Origin of the sequence: Halolactibacillus miurensis (assembly GCF_900116255.1) — a bacterium.
Taxonomy (GTDB): domain Bacteria; phylum Bacillota; class Bacilli; order Bacillales; family Amphibacillaceae; genus Halolactibacillus; species Halolactibacillus miurensis.
Map to the genome: position 1 here is coordinate 136,696 of NZ_FPAI01000004.1, position 24,487 is coordinate 161,182.

Here is a 24,487-nt window from a genome sequence, read left to right on the forward strand (position 1 = left end):
CGAGCCTTAAGATAAGGAGTGAACATTTTGGAAAAATACGTTATTGAGATGTTAAACATTCGTAAAGAATTCCCTGGCATTGTAGCAAATAATAATATTAACCTTCAAGTTAAAAAAGGGGAAATACATGCTTTACTTGGTGAAAACGGGGCAGGTAAATCAACCTTGATGAACGTCTTATTTGGTCTTTATCAACCGGAAAAAGGAGAGATTCGCGTTCGTGGTGAAAAAATTAAAATCACCAACCCTAATGTCGCCAACGAGTTAGGTATCGGGATGGTCCACCAACACTTTATGCTCGTGGAACCATTTACGGTCGCGCAAAACATTATTTTAGGTAGTGAGCCAACTAAAGGCGCGGGCTACGTTGATATTAAACAAGCTGAAAAAGAAATTAAAGAATTGTCTGATCGATATGGTTTAAGTGTAGACCCTAGTGCGAAAGTACGTGATATTTCAGTAGGAATGCAACAACGGGCTGAAATTTTAAAAACACTTTACCGTGGTGCTGAAGTGATTATTTTAGATGAGCCAACAGCTGTTTTAACGCCACAAGAAATTTTAGAACTGATTAGTATCATGCGTAACTTAACAAAAGAAGGCATCTCCATTATCTTAATCACTCATAAATTAAAAGAGATTATGGAGGTATGTGATCGCGTGACCGTCATCCGTAAAGGTGAAGGTATTGATACGGTGAATGTAAAAGACACCAACGTTGATGACTTAGCCGCTCTTATGGTTGGGCGTCAAGTTAACTTTAAAACAGAAAAAACACCAGCTAAACCAAAAGAAGCCATTCTTTCTATTAAAGATTTGCAAGTGAAAGATGCTCGTCAAGCTATGATGGTCAAAGGTTTAAATCTAGCTGTAAGAGCAGGTGAAATTGTCGGTATTGCCGGTATTGATGGTAATGGACAATCTGAGCTGATTGAAGCCATTACAGGGCTTAGAAAATCAGAATCTGGAGAGATTAAATTAAACAGTAAAACTATTACGAATCTATCTCCTCGTAAAGTGACGGAATCTGGCGTGGCGCATATTCCACAAGACCGCCATAAATTTGGCTTAGTTTTAGATTATCCTATTGCTGAAAATATTGTCTTACAAACGTATTACAAGAAACCATTCTCTAAAAATAAGGTATTATCATTTAAAGCTATTTATGAACATGCTGATAAATTAATCAAAGATTTTGATGTGCGAACACCGAGTCCTAAGACGAAAGCGCGGGCGCTTTCTGGTGGTAACCAACAAAAAGCCATTATCGCACGTGAAGTGGATCGCTCACCAGATTTACTCATTGCTGCTCAACCAACACGTGGGTTAGATGTTGGGGCCATCGAAACGATTCATAGACGTTTAATCGAAGAGCGTGATAAAGGACGTGCCGTTTTACTTGTGTCATTTGAATTAGATGAAGTTATGAACGTCAGTGACCGAATTGCTGTTATGTTTGATGGTCAAATCGTTGCTGAAGTGAAACCTGAAGAAACTAATGAGCAAGAGCTTGGCTTACTGATGGCCGGTAGTTCGAAAGAGAAAGCACGTCAGAAAGCAGGTGAAGAAAAATGATGGAAAACAAAAAATTAAACATTTTAATTCCGATTTTATCGGTTCTATTAGGTTTTCTAGTCGGAGCAATCGTGATGCTTGCTTTCGGATATAATCCAATTGAAGGTTACGCGGCTCTTTTCCAAGGTGCTTTTGGTAGTATGTATAATATTGGTGAAAGTATTCGTCGTACGATTCCTTTAGTTTTATCTGGTTTGGCAATCGCTTTTGCCTTCCGCAGCGGTTTATTTAACATTGGTGCTGAGGGCCAAGTCTTTGTCGGTTGGTTTGCGGCTGTATGGGTAGGGGTGGCCTTTGATCTTCCTGCCATCATCCACATTCCACTTGCGATTTTAGCCGCTGCTGTTGCCGGTGCTCTTTGGGCTTTTGTGCCAGGTATTTTAAAGGCGACACGTGGGGTCCATGAAGTTGTTGTGACAATCATGATGAACTATATTGCGCTTCATACAACGAACTATTTGATTCGTACGTTATTATCAGATGGCGGATCACAATCTGAGCGCATTGCCAACTCTGCTTGGTTAGCAACACCCGGACTTCAAGAAATGTTCGGTTATTCTCAGATTCACTGGGGTTTTATCGTGTCCATTATTTTTGCTGTGTTCGTCTGGTTCTTCTTAGAGAAAACAACTTATGGTTATGAATTACGTGCGGTTGGTTTCAACCCACATGCGGCAAAATATTCTGGTATGAGCGTTAAACGTAACATCGTCTTGGCCATGCTGATCTCAGGTGGTTTGGCTGGTATTGGTGGAGCGATGGAAGGTATCGGTACATTTGGCTATATGTACACACACGGTGCCTTTACTAACTTAGGGTTTGATGGTATTGCCGTAGCTTTACTCGGTGCTAACACAGCACCTGGCGTTGTTCTCGCTGCCTTCTTGTTCGGTGCTTTAAAGGTTGGGGCATTAAGTATGCCACCATTATCTGGGGTACCAGCAGAACTTGTCGAAATTGTTATTGCGATGATTATTTTCTTCGTAGCTGCAAGTTACATGATTCGACTTGTGATTATGCGATTTAAGAAGGAGGAGAACTAATATGCAATTCATCGATCAATTTATTGCTATGATGCCGATGGTATTATTCTATTCTGCTCCATTGATCTTTACAGCTCTTGGTGGAGTATTCAGTGAACGCTCCGGCGTTGTCAATATTGGTTTAGAAGGTTTAATGGTGATTGGTGCCTTCAGTGGTATTGTGTTCAATATCTTTATGGCTGATACGTTAGGGGCTTTCACACCTTGGTTGTCACTATTAGTAGGGGCTGTCGCTTCAGGTATTTTCTCTCTTATGCATGCGGTCGCGGCTGTCTCATTTAGAGCCAATCAAGTGGTTAGCGGTGTGGCGATCAATATGCTTGCTGTTGGTTTAGGGGTTTTCTTAACACGTGAAATTTTTGGTCGTGGTCAGACAGATTCTATTACAGAACCTTTCTATACAACTTCTGTTCCTGTTCTTTCTGATATCCCAATCCTCGGTGAGATGTTCTTTGATGGCACTTATTATACGACGTTTATTGCCATTATTTTTGCGGTTGCTGGTTGGTACGTCCTTTATAAGACATCATTTGGTTTGCGTTTACGTGCGGTAGGTGAACACCCTATGGCGGCAGATACGAATGGTATTAATGTAACGAAAATGCGTTATATCGCTGTTATTTTATCAGGTGTACTTGCTGGTTTAGGTGGAGCGACTTATGCTTTAACGATTTCTCTAAGCTTTGCTGGTTCTACTATTTCTGGTCAAGGTTTCATGGCACTTGCTGCCGTTATTTTTGGTAAGTGGCATCCACTTGGGGCACTTGGCGCAGCCTTCTTCTTTGGCTTTGCTCAAAGTTTAAGTGTTGTTGGCGCGAACTTTGACTTCCTTGCGAATGTACCAGGGTTCTATTTAACGATTGCTCCTTATGTTCTTACAATTCTTGCTCTCGCAGGTCTGATTGGACGTGCAGAAGCACCTAAAGCAAATGGTGACCCGTATATTAAAGGCAGCCGTTAATCTGATTTTTTTTGAATAAAGGGTTGTTAGTCCTCAACGGTTGAGGACTAACAACCCTTTTCAAATGATTCCTTTTCGTTGTTTGAAAAGAAATTTTACGGTAAAATGAGTAAGACTCAATTTATTGGTTAAGCTTGATATAAACGAAGGAGGTTCTATCTCATGATGAATGAAACAGTTATTGAAAAACAAGGGTATAGGCTACATATGATTCAATCAAATAAATTTAAGACGTTGCACTTTGTTGCGAAATTTATTGCACCACTCAGTAGAGAAGATGTGACAAAGCGGGCTTTACTTCCGTTTGTCATGCAACAAGCCACTGAAAATTATCCTACGTCAAATGCCTTTAGACAGAAATTAGATGATTTATACGGATCAACCTTTTCAATGGATGGTAGTAAAAAAGGCGAGATGCATATTTTAACAGCCCGCATGTCCGTTGTTAATCCCTCATACTTGTCAGCCAATGAGCCTATTTTAGAAGAAGCTGTTCGATTCTTTAACGAGGCGCTATTTGCGCCTAAAGTTGTGGCAGACGGTTTTGATCCAAAAATTGTTGCGCGTGAAAAACAATCACTTGGACAAAAAATTGACAGTATTAAAGATAATAAAATGCAACTGGCAAACATGCGCCTGATCGAAGAGATGTGTGAAGGTGAAGTGTACAAGACGCATGTTCATGGTTATCCAGAGGACTTTGACCATATTACGCCTGAAAATCTCTATCAATACTATCAACAAGTAATGAACGAAGAACCATTTGACCTCTATGTCATTGGGGACTTAACAGAGCTTAATGTTGAAGCTTTGTGTGATCAACATATTGAGCGATCAACGAATGCGCCGATGCCAAGCATGCAGGCGACAGAGAAAACAGTGGTTGAACCTAAAGAGATCATTGAAGAAGAACCCATTCAACAAGGTAAGTTGCACTTTGGCTTTAGAACACATACGCACTACAGTGATGATGACTATCCGGCTCTACACGTCTTTAATGCCATCTTTGGTGGATTCCCTAGTTCAAAACTCTTTATTAATGTGCGTGAGAAAAATAGTTTGGCTTATTATGCCGCTTCCCGGTTTGAAAGTCACAAAGGGCTTTTATTTGTCTTTAGTGGGATCGCCCCTGCTGATTTTGACAAAGCAAAAACAATTATTTTGGAGCAATTAGAAGCGATGCGTAAGGGTGATTTCACTGATGAACAAATCACAGAAGCAAAGTCATTAATTACAAATCAATATAAAGAAAATCTTGACGAAGCTTACGGCATGGTTGAAATGTTATATAACCAACAATTTAGCTCTAAAACAAAAACGATTGATTTTGTATCAAATATTGAAGCCGTGACAAAAGAGGCGATTGTAAGAGTAGCGAATCGCATTGAGCTCGATACGACTTACTTCTTAACACAGAAAGGAGCGGAATAGTATGGAGAAAAAGCGCTATCCTCAAATCAATGAAACGGTCTACCAAGAAACACTAGAGAACGGCTTGAATGTTCTGCTCGTGCCAAAACCTGAGCTCGAACAAACCTACGGAGTGTTTACAACGAATTACGGCTCGATTGATAATCAATTTGTTCCTCTTGGTGAAATGAATATGGTTAAAGTTCCAGACGGTATTGCCCACTTTTTAGAGCATAAATTATTTGAAAAAGAAGATCATGATGTTTTTCAAGAATTTACTGCGCTTGGTTCGTCAGCGAATGCGTTCACATCATTTACTAAAACAGCCTATTTATTTTCAACAACGACGGAAGTGAAGAAAAACACCGAGATTCTACTTAACTTTGTTCAAGATCCTTACTTTTCTGATAGTTCAGTTGAGAAAGAAAAGGGGATTATTGCTCAAGAGATTCAAATGTATGATGACCAACCCAATTGGCGGGCGTTCTTTGGTATTATTGAAACGATGTACGAACATCATCCCGTGAGAATTGATATTGCCGGAACGGTTGATTCTATTCAAAACATTACAAAAGATGACCTTTATACGTGTTATCACACATTTTATCATCCTTCTAACATGACTTTTTGTTTAGTTGGAGCTTTTGATGCTGAAGAGATGCTTCAGGTCATTCGTCATAATCAACAACAGAAAACTTTTGAGCCTGTGCAAGAAATTAAACGAGAGAGCGTTATGGAGTCGGCGCATGTATATAAAAAACAGGCGGTCTTACATATGCCTGTTGTAACTGAAAAATGTATGATTGGAATCAAAGAAACGCCTACACAGAACCCCGACCAATTTATTAAAGAAGAACTGATTAGCGAGATGATTCTTGATTACTTTTATTCAAAATCCGGTGCTTATTATCAAGAGTTATATGACCTGGATCTTATTGATGGCAGTCTAGGATTTGAGACAGAACGCCAAGGATCTTTTGCCTTTTCGTTGATTGGTGCTAATTCTACCAATGTTGAACAGTTTAGAGACGTTGTATTAAGACAACTGGATACCTTTAAATCATATACGTTTAGTGAGGAAGCCTTCACTCGCATGAAACGAAAAATGATTGGAGGACTCATGCGAGAAATGAATGCTACGTCAAATATTGCGAACTCTATTAGTCAGTATCATTTGTTGGGCATTGATTACTTCACACTTCTACCGACATTAGAGGCTATAACAAAAGATGAGGTAGAAGCCTTTATGCATCAGTGGATTACAGCAGATAATGTGTCTGCGTTCTTTATAAAAAAAGAGGCGGAACATGCCTAAACATGTTTTAGTGCTAGGCGCAAGCGGGGCGATTGGTCAGCAAATTGTCAAAGATTTAAGTGAAACAGGCAATAGTTTTACCTTACATTACAATAAAAACAAAACAAGGTTGCAGACTTTGGCTGAATCGTTACCCGAAGAGTCTGTCCTAGAAATGATTCAAGGTGACCTGTCGTCTAGTGAAGGTATTGAACAATTTCTTAATAAGGTGCAGTTTACACCTGACGTAATTATCTTTAGTCAAGGACAAGCCAGTTACGGTTTATTCACAGATCTGTCGAGTAGCGATATGACAGCATTACTCTCGGTGCACATTGAGGCTTTATGGAAAGTAACCCAACACTTTTTACCGGCGATGCTACAAAATCGTGCAGGCAATATTATTGTCATATCTTCTATTTGGGGTAAACACGGGGCAAGTTATGAAGTGGCGTATTCGACAGTAAAGGGTGCCCAGATTGCCTTTGTTAAAGCCTTAGCAAAAGAAGTAGGCACGAATAACATTCGTGTAAACGCCATTACGCCAGGGTTTATTGATACAGAAATGAATCAATCATTGACCGAAGAAGAAAGAACATCTTTAATAGAAGAGATTCCTTTACAACGATTAGGTACGGTGAAGGATGTTAGTCAATTAACGGCCTTTTTAGCGAGTGACCAGACGAGCTATATGACGGGTGAAATTATAGGTGTAAGTGGTGGGTGGCATATTTAATGTATTATAAAAGTCGCAAAATCACTTTCGCCTCTTTCATATTTGTTGAAAATCCTTTATTATAGAAGATGGTATGTACTTTGTACGGATTTTACTAAATGGATGGTGTTAATGATGCTGATTGGAGAACAATTAAAAGAACGCCGCCTTGAGAAGGGCTTAACAATTGACGATATTCAAATAGCGACGAAAATACAAGCGCGCCATATTCAGGCCATTGAGCGAAATGATTTTTCCCTCATACCTGGTAACTTTTATGTGCGCGCTTTTATTAGGGAGTACGCCCAAGCTGTCGGATTAGATCCACACGCTTTAATGGACGAACACAGAAGTGAATTACCCGAGACATTATCGACCGATACCCGAGATTTTACAACATTGAAACGTTCGCGTACGCGAACGACCGTCAAAGATAAATCACCTTTTCAAATGTTGTTACCGACTATTTTTGTCTTGTTGTTACTGTTTTTAATTGGGTTTATTATTTATGAGTTTGTTCTGACAACGGATGAGGCAGAGCCAACGTCACCAGTAGAAGATAATCCTTCATCGGTTGGTGATCCGGTGACGATCCCGCCAGAAAATAACGATACGGACCAAACCGGGGAAACAGATCCTGACGCTGACGACACGATCGATGAATCAGTATCAGATGATGAAGAGGATGCAGCACAACCTGAGGGGACAGAACCTGTACTTGAATTAAAAGAGTTTGAGAACAATGCCTCTATTTATCATTATGTGACACCAGATGATTCGATTACGATGCGTGTCGATACGACAAATCAAAATTGGCTTCAAATTGAAGATGACAGTGGTCAGTCTCTTTATGAACAAATGCTTACGACCGGTAATAGTCCTGTAGAGATTGATTTAACGGATGTTGATTTTACATATTTACGCTTCGGTGAACCGGGTGTTATTACAATTGAAATCAACGGAAAACCATTAGAATTTTCAGAAGAGATGAATATGAGTACGGTACAAGAAGTGTGGATTTATTTCAATGACGCTTACGAACCGGACCAAGAGTAATATTAGACCCTTCTTATCAGTTGCTCACTTTTAAGGAGGGTTAATCTATTTTAAGAAAGAGGATGTTTTATGAATATACCTAATCGTATTACTATTTCACGTATTTTACTTATCCCTATTTTTATATTGTTACTCACTCTCCCTTTAGATTGGGGTAGTATTTCTATTGGCGAGGAGACGTTACCTGTTGTTCACTTAGTGAGCGCGCTGTTATTTATCATTGCTTCGGGTACAGACTGGGTGGATGGTTACTATGCACGTAAATATCATTTAGTCACGAACTTAGGGAAGTTTTTAGATCCGATGGCAGATAAACTCTTAGTGGCAGCCGCTTTTGTCTTACTTGTTGAACTCAACATGGCGCCTGCCTGGCTTGTGATTATCATTTTATCACGCGAATTTGCGGTGACAGGTTTACGTTTAGTGGCAGCTGGAGAAGGAGTTGTTTTAGCTGCAGGGCAAATGGGTAAATGGAAAACGACTTTCCAACTTGTCTCCATATCCTTTTTATTATTACACGATTTTCCGTTTTCATACCTTAACTTAACTGTGTCTGTGGGTACGATTTTATTGTATGTGGCTTTAATCTTAACGGTCGTATCTGGCTTAGATTATTTTATTAAGAACTGGCACGTGATGAAGGAGTCAAAATAATGGCTCAACTACAAGCAGAAATTATCGGTGTAGGTACCGAGTTGTTACTTGGTCAAATCGCGAATACGAACGCCCAGTGGATTTCTGAGGTGCTGGCTAATCAAGGTATTAGTGTGTACCATCATCAAGTCGTCGGAGATAATCACGACAGAATCTACCGTAGTTTTGAATTAGCAAAAAGTCGTTCTGATGTTGTACTTGTGACTGGTGGACTTGGTCCAACAGATGATGATTTAACCCGTGAGGTTTTAAGTGATTTTACGAAGCGAGAGCTACATCAAGACGAGAAGGCGTTAGAACAACTTGAAACATTCTTCAAAAGACGCAACCGGACGATGTCTGAGAACAATCGTAAACAAGCGAATGTCATTGAAGGCGCTACAATGATACGTAATGATGCAGGCACTGCACCAGGAATGATCGTCATAGATGACGAGACAACGTTTATTATCATGCCAGGTGTCCCTACTGAAATGAAAAAAATGATGGAAGATACTGTGCTTCCATACTTAAGAGAGACCTTTCAGTTACAAGATGTGATTGTCTCAAAGATGTTGCGATTTATCGGGATTGGTGAATCGCAATTAGAAATGGAAGTAAAATATTTGATTGAGCAACAATCTAATCCTACTATTGCTCCGCTCGCGAGTGATGGTGAAGTCGCGCTGCGATTAACTGCACGTGCTAGGACAATAGAAGAAGCCAATCATTTAATTGAAGTTAGTGAGGCATCATTGTTAGCGCGAGTCGGTCAATATATGTATGGTTTTAATAATGAAACGATAGCGGATGTCGTTGTGAAACAGTTAGTAAAGAAAGACTTAACGCTAGCCGCAGCCGAAAGTTTGACCGGTGGTCGGTTTAGTGATGCCATTGTCTCGATACCAGGCGCTGGCCAAGTGTTTAAAGGGAGCATCATTAGTTACAGTAATGAAACGAAAACTCAACTTCTCGGGGTTAAGGAAGCCACGCTTTCGTCTTTTGGTGCCGTTAGTAAAGAAACGGCTATTGAGATGGCTAAACAAGCAAAAGATAAGCTACGTACGGATTTAGCTGTGAGCTTTACCGGAGTAGCGGGCCCTGAACCACTGGAAGGACATGAAGCGGGTACCGTTTTTATTTGTCTTTACTATGATGAGGCGCATTACCGGGTGGAAAGGTTCTCGTTTGTGAATCACCGAGAATTGACACGAACACGGGCCGTTAAAAAAGCATTGGAATGGTTATATTATTTTTTAGAATCAAATTAAAAGAGAAAACCGTAAAAAGTGTATGAATGTTTTAAATTCATGCGCTTTTTTAATTATAAAAGGGAAGAACATTTATTCGTTTTTGCTTGTGTAATGAAGTGAAAAACGTTATGATAGAATGAGTTAAACACAACATTTACGTTGATTGAAGGAGGACATATTAGATGAGTGAAGATCGTAAAAAAGCGCTGGACATGGCGCTAAAGTCAATAGAAAAGCAATTTGGTAAAGGTTCCATTATGAAGTTAGGTGAGCGCGCTGAACAGAAAATCCCAACCGTTTCAAGTGGCTCACTTGCCATTGATATCGCCCTTGGTGTGGGTGGTTATCCACGTGGAAGAATTATTGAAATTTATGGACCGGAATCATCCGGTAAAACAACTGTCTCACTTCATGCGATTGCAGAAGCACAGAGACAGGGTGGTACAGCAGCATTTATCGATGCAGAGCACGCGCTAGATCCTGTTTATGCTAAAGCTTTAGGTGTTAATACAGATGAATTACTTTTATCACAGCCAGACACAGGTGAACAAGCACTAGAAATCGCCGAAGCACTCGTACGTAGTGGGGCCGTTGATATCGTTGTTATTGACTCAGTCGCAGCCCTTGTTCCTAAAGCTGAGATTGAAGGAGAAATGGGTGACTCCCACGTTGGGTTACAAGCACGTCTGATGTCACAAGCCCTTAGAAAGCTATCTGGTGCGATTAATAAATCAAAAACAACCGCCATCTTTATTAACCAAATTCGTGAAAAAATCGGGATTATGTTCGGTAACCCTGAAACGACACCAGGTGGACGTGCCCTGAAGTTTTATTCCTCTATTCGTTTAGAAGTCCGTCGTGCTGAGACGATTAAACAAGGAAATGATATGGTCGGTAACCGTACCCGCGTGAAAGTCGTGAAGAATAAAGTTGCGCCACCATTTAAACAAGCGGAAGTTGATATTATGTATGGTGAAGGTATTTCACGTGAAGGTGAAATGTTAGATATTGCCTCTGATTTAGACATCGTACAAAAAAGTGGAGCTTGGTATAGCTATAAAGATGAACGCCTTGGCCAAGGTCGCGAAAACTCAAAACAATTCTTGAAAGAGAATCCAGAAGTGAAAGCGGAAATTTATCAAGCGGTACGTGCGCATTATAACTTTGATGGCACCGCATCCGTTGAAGAACCTGTAGAAGCCATGGATGAACTATTACCAGAAGACGAGTAAAAAGAAGGGGGGCTCCCCCTTCTTTTTGATAGGATCCTATCAAAAAAAGAACGTGAAAATAGATGGTAATAAAGGCCATTTCTGTCTGATTGTCATTTTGCCTTCTTGACATTAAGAAATTTGACGATTAGAATGGAAAGTGTATAATTCTCGTTTTGAATTATACAAAAACTTAATGACGCATTCATATGACTATGAAAAGTACATGCCGACTTAAACACGAAAAAATGAATAGCAAGAGGAGGTGAAATCATGAACTTCACAGAAATTTTGGTTCTCGTCATCTCCAGTTTGGCTATCCTAATCGTCGGTATTGTTGTTGGCTATTGGATTCGTAAATCGATTGCAGAGAAAAAGATTTCGAGTGCAGAAGAATTAGCTAAGCAAATCGTTCAAGAAGGCCATCGTAATGCAGAAGTTGCGAAAAAAGAAGCATTACTTGAGGCGAAGGATGAAAATCACAAAATTCGTCAAGATTTGGAGCAGGAAATTCGTGAGCGTCGTCTTGAACTTCAAAAACAAGAGAATCGCTTAATGCAGAAAGAAGAAAATCTTGATCGCAAAGATGATACGTTGGACAAACGTGAACGTATGCAAGAGAAGAAAGAAACAACTTTAGCAGAAAAACAACAACAAATTGAAGAAATGGAAAGCAAAGTAGATGCGATGTTGCGAGAGCAACAAGCTGAACTGGAGCGCATTTCTGGTTTAACTGCAGACCAAGCAAAACAGACGATTTTAGAACGAGTCGAAAAAGAAGTGAGTCATGAATCCGCACTTATTATCAAAGAGGCAGAAAACAGAACAAAAGAAGAAGCTGATAAAAAAGCAAAAGAAATTTTATCACTTGCTATGCAACGTTGTGCATCAGATCACGTCGCAGAAACAACCGTATCGGTTGTCAACTTGCCAAACGATGAAATGAAAGGCCGTATTATTGGTCGAGAAGGCCGTAATATCCGTACATTAGAAACGTTAACAGGTATCGATTTAATTATTGATGATACACCTGAAGCGGTTATCCTGTCAGGATTTGATCCTGTTCGTCGTGAAACGGCACGGATTGCATTAGAAAAACTTGTTCAAGATGGTCGTATTCACCCAGCACGTATTGAAGAAATGGTGGATAAAGCTCGTCGGGAAGTTGATGAGTATATTCGCGAAGTTGGTGAAGAGACAACCTTTGAAGTCGGTGTTCACGGTTTACATCCAGACTTAATTAAAATCCTTGGGCGTATGAAGTACCGTACAAGTTACGGTCAAAATGTCTTGAAACACTCCATTGAAGTGGCCCATCTTTCAGGGTTACTCGCAAGTGAGTTAGGACAAGACGTCACTTTAGCGAAACGAGCAGGCTTACTCCATGACATCGGTAAAGCGATTGATCATGAAGTAGAAGGAAGCCACGTTGAAATTGGTAAAGAATTAGCTATCAAGTACAAAGAGAAAGAGGTTGTCGTCAATGCCATCGCCTCTCACCACGGAGACGAAGAAGCAACGTCAATCATTGCTGTCCTTGTTGCGGCAGCTGATGCTTTATCTGCGGCAAGACCAGGAGCACGAAGTGAAACATTAGAGAATTACATTAAACGTCTTGAAAAATTAGAAGAGATTTCAGAATCCTATGACGGTGTTGAAAAATCATTCGCGATTCAAGCAGGACGTGAAGTGCGTATTATGGTAAAACCTGATGAAATTGATGATTTAGAAGCAGCCCGCTTATCTCGCGATATTAGAAAGCGAATTGAAGATGAATTAACATTCCCAGGTCATATCAAAGTCACTGTTATTCGTGAAACACGCGCAGTGGAATATGCTAAATAACGAAAGTAAAAGAAGCGGTCATAGGATCGCTTCTTTTTTACATCTAACGGTTTAAAATTGGAGGGGATATTTTGTACATATGGTTATTGTTGATTCTTGCGCTAATTAGTCTCGCTTGCTTTTCTGAAAGTAAGGTGCCACGAAAAAAACTAAAACTGTTACTCAGTTTTGGGGCGGCGATGAGTCTTAGTGTACTCATGGAAGCTGTGACATATATGTTCGTTGAAAGACACGTGCTGGAAGGTTTATTGGTTGTGATTGTCTATTTTGTTATTCCACTCATCACCTTTATCCCCGGCCAATTATTACTGTTTGATATTCGGTTGTTTCATCAAGATTGAACATTTGGGACTTCCTTACATATTTGTTTCCTGGTAGTGTAAGGTCTTAGACTATGATAAAATGAAACCTGTGAAAATAGATAATGAAGAAAGAGGTTTATGTATGCGAATTTTATTTATTGGCGATATCGTAGGTTCAATGGGACGCGATCAGCTTAAAACGTATCTCCCACAATTAAAACAAAAGTATCAACCCCAGCTCACCATCGTGAACGGGGAAAATGCCGCGGCAGGTAAGGGTATTACAGAAAAGATCTACAAACAATTTTTAGAGTGGGGTGCGGATTACTTAACAATGGGTAATCATACCTTCGATAATAGAGATATTTTTGATTTTATTGATTCCGCTGATAAGATGGTGCGTCCGGCTAATTTTCCAGAAGGGACACCAGGCAAAGGCATTGGCTATGTGAATGTCAATGGCACGGAAGTAGCGATTATTAATTTACAAGGTCGGACGTTTTTACCGCCCCTTGAAGACCCATTTCGCTATGCCGATGACCTTGTTGATGAAGCGAAAAAACGCACCAATGTTATTTTTGTTGATTTCCATGCTGAAGCGACGAGTGAGAAACTGGCGCTAGCATGGTATTTAGACGGTCGCGTGAGTGCCGTTGTTGGTACGCATACACATGTTCAGACGGCGGATAATCGTTTGTTAGACAGTGGCACCGCTTATATCACAGATGTTGGTATGACCGGTCCATATGATGGGATTATTGGGACGGATCGTGAGGCTGTGTTAAAGCGTTTCTTAACGCAGCTACCGGTTCGCTTTGAAGCAACAAAAACAGGTAAAGCTCAATTATCGGGTGTTGTGATTGATATTGATAACAACACCGGTCAAGCGAAGAAAATTGATCGCATTTTAATTAATGATGACCAACCTTTCTTCGGCTAATAGGTATAGTCTCCGCTTATTGTGAATATAGTGAAGGGAGTAACAATAAGGAGGCTATCATAATGAATGTGTTAAAAGTTTCGTCAAAATCAAATCCAAACAAAGTGGCAGGGGCATTAGCTAACGTCATACGTGAACGAGGATCGGCAGAGTTACAAGCGATTGGTGCCGGTGCACTGAATCAGTCTCTAAAAGCTATTGCCATCGCCAGGGGGTTTGTTGCGCCGAGTGGTATGGATTTAGTCTGTGTGCCAGCCTTTACGGATATTATGATTGAAAATGAAGAACGAACGGCTATGAAATTAATCATTGAACCACGTTAAACGAAGTGCCCTTTTTAAGGGTGCTTTTTCTTTTGTGACAAAAAGGTGACAAATAATGAAAGCCCTTAATCCCTTAAGCTATACATGGTACAATAGACAGGTAAAACATGTAAGTTATTGGAGGCGACCTATAAAGTGAATGAACAACAAAAAACTCAGCAACAAGTAATGAAACCAACAACAAAAGAACACTTAGAACGGCTGCAACAATTACATAACGACGCGACGTACGAACCACCTAACTTGAAAAAAGCAAGAAAACGATTAAAAAAAGATGTCGACATCCATTATGATTTTTCGATTCCAGAAGATATGCGACTGATTGGCGAAAATCAAACCTACTACATACGAACCTATGGCTGTCAAATGAATGAACATGACACCGAAGTAATGGCGGGACTCTTATCTTTGATGGGCTATACCGAAGCTAGCGAGATGAAAGAAGCTGATGTGATCCTGTTAAACACGTGTGCGATCAGAGAAAACGCCGAAAATAAAGTATTCGGTGAACTCGGTCATTTAAAGCCGATTAAAAAAGAAAATCCGGATGTCATTATTGGTATATGTGGCTGTATGTCACAAGAAGAAGGCGTCGTGCACCGCATCATGCAGAAACATCCGTTTGTCGATATGATTTTTGGCACCCACAACATTCACCGCTTGCCATCACTTTTAAAAGAAGCGATGTTTCAAAAGGCAATGGTCGTCGAGGTGTGGTCAAAAGAAGGTGACATTATTGAGAATTTACCGAAACAGCGGAAAGGTAAACTTAAAGCTTGGGTCAACATTATGTATGGGTGCGATAAATTCTGTACCTACTGTATCGTCCCGTATACGCGTGGGAAAGAACGGAGCCGGTTACCAGAAGATATTATTGAAGAAGTCAAACAACTAGCACGTGACGGATATAAGGAAGTGACGTTACTTGGGCAAAATGTCAATGCTTATGGGAAAGATTTGCCGTTTGATTATAGGTTAGGCCATTTGCTTGATGAATTACGAGAGATTGATATCCCGAGGATTCGTTTTACGACCTCACACCCACGCGACTTTGATGATCACTTAATAGATGTCTTAGCTAAGGGCGGTAATTTACTTGATCATATTCACCTCCCGGTTCAGTCAGGTAGTACCGATATATTGCGGGTCATGGCTCGCCGTCATACCCGAGAAGACTATTTAGACTTAGTCAAAAAAATAAAAGCAAAACTACCAGATGTCACATTAACGACCGATATTATTGTCGGATTTCCTAATGAAACGGATGAACAGTTCGAAGACACCCTCTCGCTTGTCGAGACAGTAGGGTTTGAACATGCCTTTACGTTTATTTACTCACCAAGAGAAGGTACTCCGGCAGCGCGCTGGAAAGACGAGACACCAGAAGACGTAAAAAAAGAACGTCTTCAACGATTAAACACGCTCGTCAATAAACAATCGAAAAAAGCAATGGAGCGATATATCGGAGAAGTTGTCGATGTTTTAATTGAAGGAGAAAGCCGGAAAAATCCTGACGTCTTAGCGGGCTATACGAAACGAAATAAATTAGTGAACCTAAAAGCACCGAAAAGCTTGATTGGAGAGATTGTCCCTGTTAGAATAACACATGCAAAGACATGGTCACTATATGGTGAATTAGTGACAGAATAATGGGGTGACAACATGCATTACACAGATGAAGATATATTAGCCTTTACTAAAGGCGTTGCCGAAAAACTCAGTGATTTAGATGACGTCCAACGTTTTAAAGCTGTGAAACAAACGCTTGATGAGCACGAGAAAGTAAAACAAATGATCAATCAAATAAAACAACTCCAAAAGCAAGCGGTCAATCTGCAAGCTTATGGAAAAACAGAAGCAGCGAAACGCGTTGATCAAGACATTGACCAGATTCAACAACAAATTGATGCCTTGCCGATTGTGGAAGAATTTAAACAGACACAAGTCGATGTCAATACGATTTTACAGTCACTCGTGACGGAAATTAATCAGAAAATGACCGATGAAATCGACACAAGTGAATGATTAGATAAGTAAGATGCCAACGGGCATCTTTTTTTTTGCACTTTTTTAGTCTTCTTGCATAGACTGTCTTATATAAGCCTAACGATGTGGGGGTTGTCAAATGAGTTATTTAGAAAATGATGTACGCGAAATTATTACAAAAGCGGTGATTGGTAAAGGGGAAAAAGAAACAGTCTCAAAACATGTGATTAAAACACCGCATAAGCCAGATAATATATTAGGGTGTTGGATCATTAATCATGTGTATCATGCCAAACAACGCAATCAAAATACCGTTGATGTCAACGGTGGATTCGATATTAATGTATGGTATGCGTTTAATGATTCGACTAAAACAGAAGTGGTGACTGAACATATCAATTATCAAGATCCTGTTACGCTATCTGTTACCGATCGACATACACTAAACAAAGAAGCGGAAGTGTATGCGAAGATGACCAAACAGCCACACTCGATTGAATGTACGATTAATGAGAGTGATGGTACGATACAAGCGGAAGTGGAGAAGAGTTATCTTGTCGAAGTCATCGGTGACACGAAAGTATCCGTGAGAGTTGATCCGGCCTCTATTGATGATGAGCACTTTCACTGGTATAATCAAAATGAATCATAACAGTTTGAAGGCGTACATTTCGTGCGCTTTTTCTTTTTGTTAGTTTCACTTCAAAATGAAGAGAAGACATCACTAGATATGTTATAATACAAACAGTAAATGAGAACGAATAGGAGTTTTTATACATGCCAAGTTACACACCAATGATTCAGCAATATTTAAAAATTAAAGCACGCTACAACGATTGTTTTTTATTCTTTCGACTCGGTGATTTCTACGAAATGTTTTTTGATGATGCGACGAAAGCCGCTCAAGAATTAGAAATCACGCTGACGAGCCGTGATGGTGGGGCCGAGGAACGTATTCCTATGTGTGGTATCCCGTATCACGCCTCTACTAACTACATAAAAACACTTGTTGAGCGTGGCTATAAAGTAGCGATTTGCGAACAAGTGGAAGACCCGAAAACAGCCAAGGGTGTCGTAAAGCGGGACGTTGTCCAAGTGATTACCCCAGGTACGGTCATGGAAGGAGCCATGCTGTTAGAGAATGAGAACAATTACTTGGCAAGTGTCGACAAAGCAGAGGGTGATTACATGCTCAGTTTTATCGACTTATCAACCGGGGAACTTTACGTTCTATCGGTGAATCACTTTGACCGACTGAAAAGTGAAATTTATAACCGTCCTATCAAAGAAGTCGTGGTCTCTGATCAATTAACGGATAAAGAACGCATGACGTTATCAGATGAATTGCAATTAACCATTTCGCACCATCAGTTACCTGAGACAATCGATCGCGCGTCTTATGGTGATTTATTAGTCAACATTAGTCATCAATCATTAAGACAAGCCATTATTCGGCTTATTCATTATATTAGTACCACCCAACAGCGTTCACTTGACCATGTGCAACCAGCAGAAGAAATCGTGCTCAGTGGTTACCTCGGTTTGGATATGCATTCTAAACGAAATTTAGAGTTAACAGAAACGATGATGAAAAAAGGTAAACAGGGCAGCTTACTATGGGTATTAGATCAAACCGTCACCGCCATGGGCGGGCGTTACTTAAAGAAATGGTTAGAACGTCCTTTGTTAGACAGACAGGCTCTTAGTGAACGGTATGCGATGGTCGAAGGTTTACTCGATCAATTCATTGAAAGAGAGTCTCTGAGGGATGATTTAAAATCGATTTATGATTTAGAACGTCTATCAGGAAGAGTGGCTTTTGGCAATATCAATCCACGTGACCTCCAACAATTGACGTTGAGTTTATCTCGTGTGCCGACGGTGAAAGAAACGTTAAAGACGTTTCATTCTCCGTACTTACAAGCTATCGGTGAGGCATTAGATCCATTAAGTGACTTGCGCGGGTTATTGGAACAAAGTTTAGCAGATGAACCGCCGATGACCTTAAAAGAGGGCGGCATCATTAAAGACGGCTTCCATGCCCAATTGGACGACTACCGTGACGCGTCACGAAACGGGAAACAATGGATCAATGCATTAGAACAAAAAGAACGAGAAGAGACGAAGATTAAATCGTTAAAGATTGGCTATAACCGTGTATTCGGTTATTACATCGAAGTCACAAAAGCGAATCTTCATTTATTACCTGAAGGAAAATATGAACGAAAACAAACCTTAACGAATGCCGAGCGGTATATTACACCAGAATTAAAAGAGAAGGAAAACCTTATCCTTCAAGCCGAGGAAAAAAGTCTAGAACTTGAACTGCAGTTATTCAACGAACTTCGGGAACAAGTCAAAGCTTACATCCCTCGCTTGCAACAATTAGCGGAAAAGGTGAGTACGTTAGATGTTCTGCAGAGTTTTGCGGTTGTTAGTGAACAAGAAGGTTACGTTAAACCGACGTTAATTAAGGAAGACATCTTAGAGATTGTTGGGGGGCGCCATCCGGTTGTCGAGAAAGTGATGACAGACGGTATGTATGTGCCGAATGATATTAAACTAAATAGCGAGACCAATATGTTACTGATTACTGGACCGAATATGTCTGGTAAAAGTACGTATATGCGCCAGATTGCCCTCACGGTCATTATGGCACAGATTGGCTGTTTCGTGCCGGCTGAATCTGCCACCTTGCCGATTTTTGATCAAATCTTTACCCGCATCGGTGCAGCCGATGACTTAGTCAGTGGACAAAGTACGTTTATGGTGGAGATGTTAGAATCAAAACATGCACTAGAATTTGCGACTAACAACAGTCTGATTCTTTTAGATGAGATTGGACGCGGGACGAGTACGTATGACGGAATGGCGCTTGCGCAAGCGATTATCGAGTACGTGCATGACCATATTGGAGCAAAAACGCTCTTTTCCACGCATTATCATGAATTAACAAGCCTGAGTGAGACGCTCACACAACTAGAAAATGTCCACGTATCCGCAGAAGAACATGATGGAGAGGTTGTCTTTTTACATAAGATTAAACCAGGTCCAGCGGATGAAAGTTACGGGATTCATGTAGCTAAGTTAGCAGGCTTACCCGGTACCTTAATTAATCGGGCGAATGTGATTCTGCAGTTATTAGAATCGAATGAATCTGAACAGACAACAAACAATGTGAAAGAAAAAACGGCTGCTTTTGAGTTGGCGTCACAAAAAGTTGATGAAGAGGATGTTAAAAATAATGCTGAGATGACTATCCTTCAAACAGATGATCAATTAAGCTTTTTTGCTGAAACAACATCAACGTCAAAAAATAAAAAAGGCTCACGGGTAGAAAAGAAATTAAAACAATTGGATTTAATGTCGATGACGCCAATTGATGCGATGAACGCCTTATTTGACTTGAAGAAGGAACTACAAAAAGAGGAGTGATTCTGTGGCCATTGAATTAATGTCAGATGCCCTCAGTAATAAAATTGCGGCGGGAGAGGTCGTGGAGCGACCGGCCTCGGTGATTAAAGAACTGGTAGAAAATAGTATTGATGCGAATAGTCAAATGATTAAAGTCGATGTATATGAAGCGGGTCTCATGAGAATGAAAGTTACTGATGATGGGGACGGGATGACAGAAAGTGATGCTTCTGTTGCCTTCTTACGTCATGCGACAAGTAAGATTAAATCAGAACAAGATTTATTTCACGTGCGAACACTGGGGTTTCGTGGCGAAGCATTAGCTTCGATTGCGGCTGTCAGTAAACTGACTCTTAAAACATCGACAGGTGATGGGGCTGGTATCCTTATTCAATATGAAGGGGGAAAAGAAATCAGTCGTGAAAAAGCAGATGCAAGAAAAGGGACCGAAATTACGGTTGACCAACTCTTTTTCAATACACCAGCGCGCTTAAAATACATGAAAACCATCCATACCGAACTCGGTCATATCACAGATGTGATTAATCGATTGAGCTTAAGTCATCCAGGCATTCGGTTTACGCTTGCGCACAATGATAAGGTTATTTTTAAATCAAATGGTCGTGGCGACTTGCTTCAAATTATTGCACAAATTTACGGGGTCAATGTCGCGAAGAAGATGATAAACATCGAACATAAAACATTGGACTATACGATTTCAGGTTACATTGCCAAACCGGAAGTGACAAGAAGTGGCCGGCAATATTTATCGACATTAGTCAATGGTCGATTTGTTCGAAGTGTGATATTAAATAAGGCGATTTTAAGTGGGTATCACACGCTTCTTCCCATTGGGCGCCACCCGATTGTCGTGCTTCAAATTGAGATGGATCCTATTTTAGTCGATGTTAATGTCCATCCGACCAAACTGGATGTCAGGTTCAGTAAAGAAAAAGAATTATTTATAGCGATTGAAACAGCAATTAAGAATGCTTTTAGACAGGAAAGGTTAATTCCTGATTATACAGAGAAAAAACCAAAGCTTAAAAAGGAAGTATCTGAACAAGCGAGTTTTTCATTTGATCATACCTCATCAGACATACCAGATACAGAGCGCAAACAAGTGAGTGATCTAAATGCTCGCGTAAACAATCAAGACTCAGCAGCTGTGGACGAATCTGATCGGGATGAAACGGGAATGAATAACTTTGTGCCTCAAATAGATGAGCTAACAGATCACTCAAGCGATGACCGAAACATTACACGTGATATTGAACAACACGCAGCAACAGCATTTCCTGAAACGGTTCATGAAAACACAGAGCGACTTCCTGAAGCAACGGTTGATTCATCATCTGTAAATGAACAGATGATGGAAGATGAGAGAGAAGACGCGGCTAATAACAGCCGGATGCCTCTGATGTATCCGGTCGGACAACATCACGGAACGTATATTATCGCAGAAAATGACCAAGGGATGTATGTCATCGATCAACATGCGGCCCAAGAACGGATTAAATACGAGTATTACCGGGATAAAATTGTTGAAGTTGATCCCGTTTTACAAGAGTTACTCGTGCCAATGACGTTTGACTTCTCAAAACAAGAAGCGCTCCTCATCGAACAGTATCAAACGGATTTTGAAGCAATTGGTCTTTTCTTTGAGCCGTTCGGTCAACAAACGTACCGGATCACTGCTCATCCTAATTGGTTCCCCGCTGGATTTGAAGAAGAGACGATTCGGGATATTATTGCTCAAATTATTGAAGATGAAAAGATTGATTTAAAGAAGTTGAGAGAAGATGCGGCGATCTTGATGGCTTGTAAAAAATCGATTAAAGCGAATCATCACTTAAATTATGATGATATGTTTGAGTTGCTTGAAACATTAAGAAAAACAGAAGATCCGTTTACGTGCCCGCACGGCCGGCCAATTGTCATTCATTTTTCAACGTATGAACTTGAAAAAATGTTCAAACGGATTATGTAGGAGGTACTTAAATGAAACCAACCATTGTGTGTGTCGTTGGTCCAACAGCCGTAGGAAAAACAGCCTTATCGATTGACATCGCTAAACGTTTTATCGGGGAAGTGATCAGTGGGGACTCGATGCAAGTGTACCGCGGAATGGATATAGCGACCGCAAAAGTAACACCAGAAGAACAACAAAACATTCCCCACCATCTCCTGGATATCCTTGAGCCAGATGAAGGATTTTCGGTGTTTGATTTTAAATCAAAAGTGACCGAGTTAATCACCGATATTAGAAGTAGAGGGCGATTACCCATCATTGCAGGTGGGACGGGTATGTATTTAGATAGTATCATTCGTGACTACGCGTTATCAGAGGAAAAGCGGGACCCGGCATATGAACGAAAAATAGAAGCCGACATTGAAAAGTTAGGAATTAACGCTGTGTATGATCGGTTAGTAGAAGTTGATCCACAACAAGCAAAAAAGACCCACAAAAATAACGTGCGACGTGTGATTCGTGCGCTTGAAGTGTATGACCGTACAGGGCAAACGATGTCTGAATATCAACAAAATCAACAAGAGGAATCGCCATATAACGTCATCCTTATTGGTCTTGATATGGATCGTACGCTTTTATATGAGCGGATTAATACCCGTGTTGATGAGATGGTTGAGCAAGGGTTGTTCCAAGAAGCACGCTATTTCTATGACTTAGGCTTAAAAAATGCACCATCTATGCGAGCGATTGGCTATAAAGAATTGATTCCGTATTTTGAAGGTCAACTGACACAAGCTGAAGCGATTGACTTATTAAAACAAAACTCACGTCGTTATGCCAAAAGACAGTTGACGTGGTTTAGGAATAAGATGGTTGTCGATTGGTATGCGATCACACCTGAAACGAAAAATGAAGTTTTTCAAAAAATTCTTAAAGATTTAGCAGGATTTTTACTATCGACCTAGAATTATAGTATAATAGAGAGAGAAAAAGAGGAGGAATTTACATGGCACAATCTGTTAACATTCAAGATCAATACTTAAACGCACTGAGAAAAGACCATATTCAAGTAACGGTTTTCTTAACGAATGGCTTCCAATTACGAGGATTAGTTAAATCGTTTGATAATTTCACGGTTTTACTTGAAACAGAAGGTAAGCAACAGTTGATTTTCAAACATGCAATTTCAACATTCTCACCAGCGAAAAATGTCAAGATTGAAACAGAATAATTCTTAATCATTCGAGAGCGCTGTTAAAGCGCTCTCTTTCCATGTAACTAACTCCCATAAGAAAGAAGGAATAATATATGTCAGAACGCGTATTGATTCTTGCGGTAGAGAAAAAGACAATGGATCATGAACGGTTTATGTATTCAGTTGAAGAATTAATATCATTGACAGAGACGGCTAAAGGGGAAGTCGTTGATGTGGTGACGCAAAAGAGAGATCGTATTCACCCGAGTTTATATATAGGAACAGGTAAAATCGAAGAAGTAAGGGCGTTAATTGAATCTGAAAACATCGATTTAGTGATTGCGAATAATGAATTATCAAGTTCGCAAGTGCGAAACTTAGAAGGGTATATTGATGTGCCAATTATTGACCGATCGCAACTGATTTTAGATATATTTGCAAGTCGCGCTAAAACGAATGAAGGGAAGCTTCAAGTGGAATTGGCGCAATATCAGTATTTGTTGCCGCGACTACATGGTCAAGGTCAATCGCTCTCAAGACTTGGGGGCGGGATTGGGACGCGCGGGCCTGGTGAAACGAAACTCGAATCAGACCGGAGACACATTATGCGCCGGATCGATGATTTAAAGCGTCGATTAGAAACAGTTAAAAATCAGCGACACCAATATCGTAAACGTCGTGAATCCAATCGAGTGTTTCAAATGGCGATTGTCGGTTATACGAATGCTGGTAAATCAACGTTGTTTAATCGCTTAACCCAAAGTGAGACGTTTGAAGAGAACCAATTATTTGCGACGCTTGATACGACCGCGCGTCAACTGAAGTTACCATCCGGTTTTCAAGCCATTGTTACAGATACGGTTGGTTTTATGCAAGACTTGCCGACGGCATTAATTGCGGCTTTTCGCTCGACGCTAGAAGAAGTGTTAGAGGCGGACTTTATTTATCATGTCGTTGATGCTTCTCATCCTGATCATTACCAGCAACAAGAAACAGTCAAACGCCTCCTTGAAGATTTAGGGGCTGAGCACATACCGATGCTGACTTTATATAATAAAAAAGATTTATTACAGACGACGTTTATTCCATTTGAAAAACCTGCTTTAACGATCAGTGCTTTTGAACAAGCAGATCATAAGCGCATCCTGAATGAAACAGAAAGCCTTATTAAAACACTCTTTTCATTAGAAGAGATTGTCCTAGACAAGGATGAAGGAAAAAGGTTGCAACAACTTCAAACAGAGGGCATCGTTGAAGCGATTGTCTTCAATGAAGAAACAGAACAGTATCATCTGACGGTTTATTTACCAGAAGGTCATCCGCTGTTACCAAAAAGTAAAGAAGAAAGCGAGTTTTAGT

The 24,487-nt window shown here is 40.3% G+C and carries 22 protein-coding genes; all 22 read left to right on the forward strand.

What is annotated here, in order from left to right; all coding sequences use genetic code 11:
• Window positions 1-48: 48 nt before the first annotated feature.
• Window positions 49-1,575 (forward strand): ABC transporter ATP-binding protein, encoded by a 1,527-nt coding sequence (locus tag BM390_RS04360; protein ID WP_062320054.1) that lies wholly within the window; start codon window positions 49-51, stop codon window positions 1,573-1,575.
• Entirely contained in the window at window positions 1,572-2,618 is a 1,047-nt protein-coding gene (locus tag BM390_RS04365) for an ABC transporter permease (RefSeq protein WP_089853073.1), read from the forward strand. Before BM390_RS04360 ends, BM390_RS04365 begins: the two co-directional genes overlap by 4 nt.
• A gap of 1 nt (window position 2,619) precedes the next feature.
• A complete protein-coding gene (locus BM390_RS04370) occupies window positions 2,620-3,579 on the forward strand; it encodes an ABC transporter permease (protein WP_062320003.1) in 960 nt (319 codons plus the stop codon).
• A 162-nt stretch (window positions 3,580-3,741) separates the two neighbouring features.
• Window positions 3,742-5,010, forward strand: a complete 1,269-nt coding sequence (yfmF, locus tag BM390_RS04375) for an EF-P 5-aminopentanol modification-associated protein YfmF (RefSeq protein ID WP_307725267.1) — start codon at window positions 3,742-3,744, stop codon at window positions 5,008-5,010.
• A 1-nt stretch (window position 5,011) separates the two neighbouring features.
• Complete coding sequence (yfmH, locus tag BM390_RS04380) at window positions 5,012-6,304, forward strand: EF-P 5-aminopentanol modification-associated protein YfmH (RefSeq protein WP_062320005.1); 1,293 nt, start codon at window positions 5,012-5,014, stop codon at window positions 6,302-6,304.
• Entirely contained in the window at window positions 6,297-7,019 is a 723-nt protein-coding gene (gene ymfI, locus BM390_RS04385; protein ID WP_062320007.1) for an elongation factor P 5-aminopentanone reductase, read from the forward strand. The genes yfmH and ymfI overlap by 8 nt, the downstream gene beginning before the upstream one ends.
• 111 nt (window positions 7,020-7,130) lie before the next feature.
• A complete protein-coding gene (locus tag BM390_RS04390; RefSeq protein WP_062320009.1) occupies window positions 7,131-8,054 on the forward strand; it encodes a RodZ domain-containing protein in 924 nt (307 codons plus the stop codon).
• Window positions 8,055-8,123: 69 nt separating this feature from the next.
• The gene (gene pgsA, locus BM390_RS04395) at window positions 8,124-8,708 is read left to right on the forward strand and encodes a CDP-diacylglycerol--glycerol-3-phosphate 3-phosphatidyltransferase (protein WP_062320011.1); all 585 of its coding nucleotides are present in this window, start codon (window positions 8,124-8,126) and stop codon (window positions 8,706-8,708) included.
• On the forward strand, window positions 8,708-9,958 hold the full coding sequence (locus tag BM390_RS04400) for a competence/damage-inducible protein A (protein WP_089853075.1): 1,251 nt from the start codon (window positions 8,708-8,710) through the stop codon (window positions 9,956-9,958). Before pgsA ends, BM390_RS04400 begins: the two co-directional genes overlap by 1 nt.
• Window positions 9,959-10,122: 164 nt before the next feature.
• Entirely contained in the window at window positions 10,123-11,172 is a 1,050-nt protein-coding gene (recA, locus tag BM390_RS04405; protein ID WP_089853077.1) for a recombinase RecA, read from the forward strand.
• A 252-nt stretch (window positions 11,173-11,424) separates the two neighbouring features.
• Window positions 11,425-12,996, forward strand: a complete 1,572-nt coding sequence (rny, locus tag BM390_RS04410; RefSeq protein WP_062320012.1) for a ribonuclease Y — start codon at window positions 11,425-11,427, stop codon at window positions 12,994-12,996.
• Window positions 12,997-13,067: 71 nt separating this feature from the next.
• Entirely contained in the window at window positions 13,068-13,337 is a 270-nt protein-coding gene (locus tag BM390_RS04415) for a hypothetical protein (protein WP_062320014.1), read from the forward strand.
• A gap of 103 nt (window positions 13,338-13,440) precedes the next feature.
• Complete coding sequence (gene ymdB / locus BM390_RS04420; protein WP_062320017.1) at window positions 13,441-14,238, forward strand: 2',3'-cyclic-nucleotide 2'-phosphodiesterase; 798 nt, start codon at window positions 13,441-13,443, stop codon at window positions 14,236-14,238.
• A gap of 62 nt (window positions 14,239-14,300) precedes the next feature.
• On the forward strand, window positions 14,301-14,561 hold the full coding sequence (locus BM390_RS04425) for a stage V sporulation protein S (protein WP_062320018.1): 261 nt from the start codon (window positions 14,301-14,303) through the stop codon (window positions 14,559-14,561).
• 135 nt (window positions 14,562-14,696) lie between these two features.
• A complete protein-coding gene (gene miaB / locus BM390_RS04430) occupies window positions 14,697-16,211 on the forward strand; it encodes a tRNA (N6-isopentenyl adenosine(37)-C2)-methylthiotransferase MiaB (RefSeq protein ID WP_062320020.1) in 1,515 nt (504 codons plus the stop codon).
• A 12-nt stretch (window positions 16,212-16,223) separates the two neighbouring features.
• Window positions 16,224-16,586, forward strand: coding sequence for a YlbF family regulator (locus BM390_RS04435; RefSeq protein WP_089853079.1), 363 nt, complete (start codon window positions 16,224-16,226; stop codon window positions 16,584-16,586).
• Between the two features lie 100 nt (window positions 16,587-16,686).
• Window positions 16,687-17,199 (forward strand): outer spore coat protein CotE, encoded by a 513-nt coding sequence (gene cotE / locus BM390_RS04440; protein ID WP_062320026.1) that lies wholly within the window; start codon window positions 16,687-16,689, stop codon window positions 17,197-17,199.
• Window positions 17,200-17,324: 125 nt separating this feature from the next.
• Window positions 17,325-19,982, forward strand: coding sequence for a DNA mismatch repair protein MutS (gene mutS / locus BM390_RS04445; protein WP_062320028.1), 2,658 nt, complete (start codon window positions 17,325-17,327; stop codon window positions 19,980-19,982).
• A gap of 19 nt (window positions 19,983-20,001) precedes the next feature.
• Window positions 20,002-21,951, forward strand: a complete 1,950-nt coding sequence (gene mutL / locus BM390_RS04450; RefSeq protein WP_089853087.1) for a DNA mismatch repair endonuclease MutL — start codon at window positions 20,002-20,004, stop codon at window positions 21,949-21,951.
• A gap of 11 nt (window positions 21,952-21,962) precedes the next feature.
• Window positions 21,963-22,898, forward strand: a complete 936-nt coding sequence (miaA, locus tag BM390_RS04455; RefSeq protein WP_062320032.1) for a tRNA (adenosine(37)-N6)-dimethylallyltransferase MiaA — start codon at window positions 21,963-21,965, stop codon at window positions 22,896-22,898.
• A 41-nt stretch (window positions 22,899-22,939) separates the two neighbouring features.
• Complete coding sequence (gene hfq / locus BM390_RS04460; protein ID WP_062320034.1) at window positions 22,940-23,164, forward strand: RNA chaperone Hfq; 225 nt, start codon at window positions 22,940-22,942, stop codon at window positions 23,162-23,164.
• Between the two features lie 77 nt (window positions 23,165-23,241).
• Complete coding sequence (gene hflX, locus BM390_RS04465) at window positions 23,242-24,486, forward strand: GTPase HflX (protein WP_062320036.1); 1,245 nt, start codon at window positions 23,242-23,244, stop codon at window positions 24,484-24,486.
• Window position 24,487: the final 1 nt, after the last annotated feature.

Coding starts and splice junctions, on each gene's coding strand:
- BM390_RS04425 (WP_062320018.1), top strand. CDS start 14,301: ATGAATGTGTTAAAAGTTTCGTCAAAATCAAATCCAAACAAAGTGGCA.
- mutS (WP_062320028.1), top strand. CDS start 17,325: ATGCCAAGTTACACACCAATGATTCAGCAATATTTAAAAATTAAAGCA.
- ymdB (WP_062320017.1), top strand. CDS start 13,441: ATGCGAATTTTATTTATTGGCGATATCGTAGGTTCAATGGGACGCGAT.
- BM390_RS04370 (WP_062320003.1), top strand. CDS start 2,620: ATGCAATTCATCGATCAATTTATTGCTATGATGCCGATGGTATTATTC.
- BM390_RS04400 (WP_089853075.1), top strand. CDS start 8,708: ATGGCTCAACTACAAGCAGAAATTATCGGTGTAGGTACCGAGTTGTTA.
- cotE (WP_062320026.1), top strand. CDS start 16,687: ATGAGTTATTTAGAAAATGATGTACGCGAAATTATTACAAAAGCGGTG.
- ymfI (WP_062320007.1), top strand. CDS start 6,297: ATGCCTAAACATGTTTTAGTGCTAGGCGCAAGCGGGGCGATTGGTCAG.
- BM390_RS04360 (WP_062320054.1), top strand. CDS start 49: ATGTTAAACATTCGTAAAGAATTCCCTGGCATTGTAGCAAATAATAAT.
- yfmH (WP_062320005.1), top strand. CDS start 5,012: ATGGAGAAAAAGCGCTATCCTCAAATCAATGAAACGGTCTACCAAGAA.
- BM390_RS04435 (WP_089853079.1), top strand. CDS start 16,224: ATGCATTACACAGATGAAGATATATTAGCCTTTACTAAAGGCGTTGCC.
- hflX (WP_062320036.1), top strand. CDS start 23,242: ATGTCAGAACGCGTATTGATTCTTGCGGTAGAGAAAAAGACAATGGAT.
- mutL (WP_089853087.1), top strand. CDS start 20,002: ATGTCAGATGCCCTCAGTAATAAAATTGCGGCGGGAGAGGTCGTGGAG.
- rny (WP_062320012.1), top strand. CDS start 11,425: ATGAACTTCACAGAAATTTTGGTTCTCGTCATCTCCAGTTTGGCTATC.
- recA (WP_089853077.1), top strand. CDS start 10,123: ATGAGTGAAGATCGTAAAAAAGCGCTGGACATGGCGCTAAAGTCAATA.
- BM390_RS04365 (WP_089853073.1), top strand. CDS start 1,572: ATGATGGAAAACAAAAAATTAAACATTTTAATTCCGATTTTATCGGTT.
- miaA (WP_062320032.1), top strand. CDS start 21,963: ATGAAACCAACCATTGTGTGTGTCGTTGGTCCAACAGCCGTAGGAAAA.
- pgsA (WP_062320011.1), top strand. CDS start 8,124: ATGAATATACCTAATCGTATTACTATTTCACGTATTTTACTTATCCCT.
- BM390_RS04390 (WP_062320009.1), top strand. CDS start 7,131: ATGATGCTGATTGGAGAACAATTAAAAGAACGCCGCCTTGAGAAGGGC.
- hfq (WP_062320034.1), top strand. CDS start 22,940: ATGGCACAATCTGTTAACATTCAAGATCAATACTTAAACGCACTGAGA.
- yfmF (WP_307725267.1), top strand. CDS start 3,742: ATGATGAATGAAACAGTTATTGAAAAACAAGGGTATAGGCTACATATG.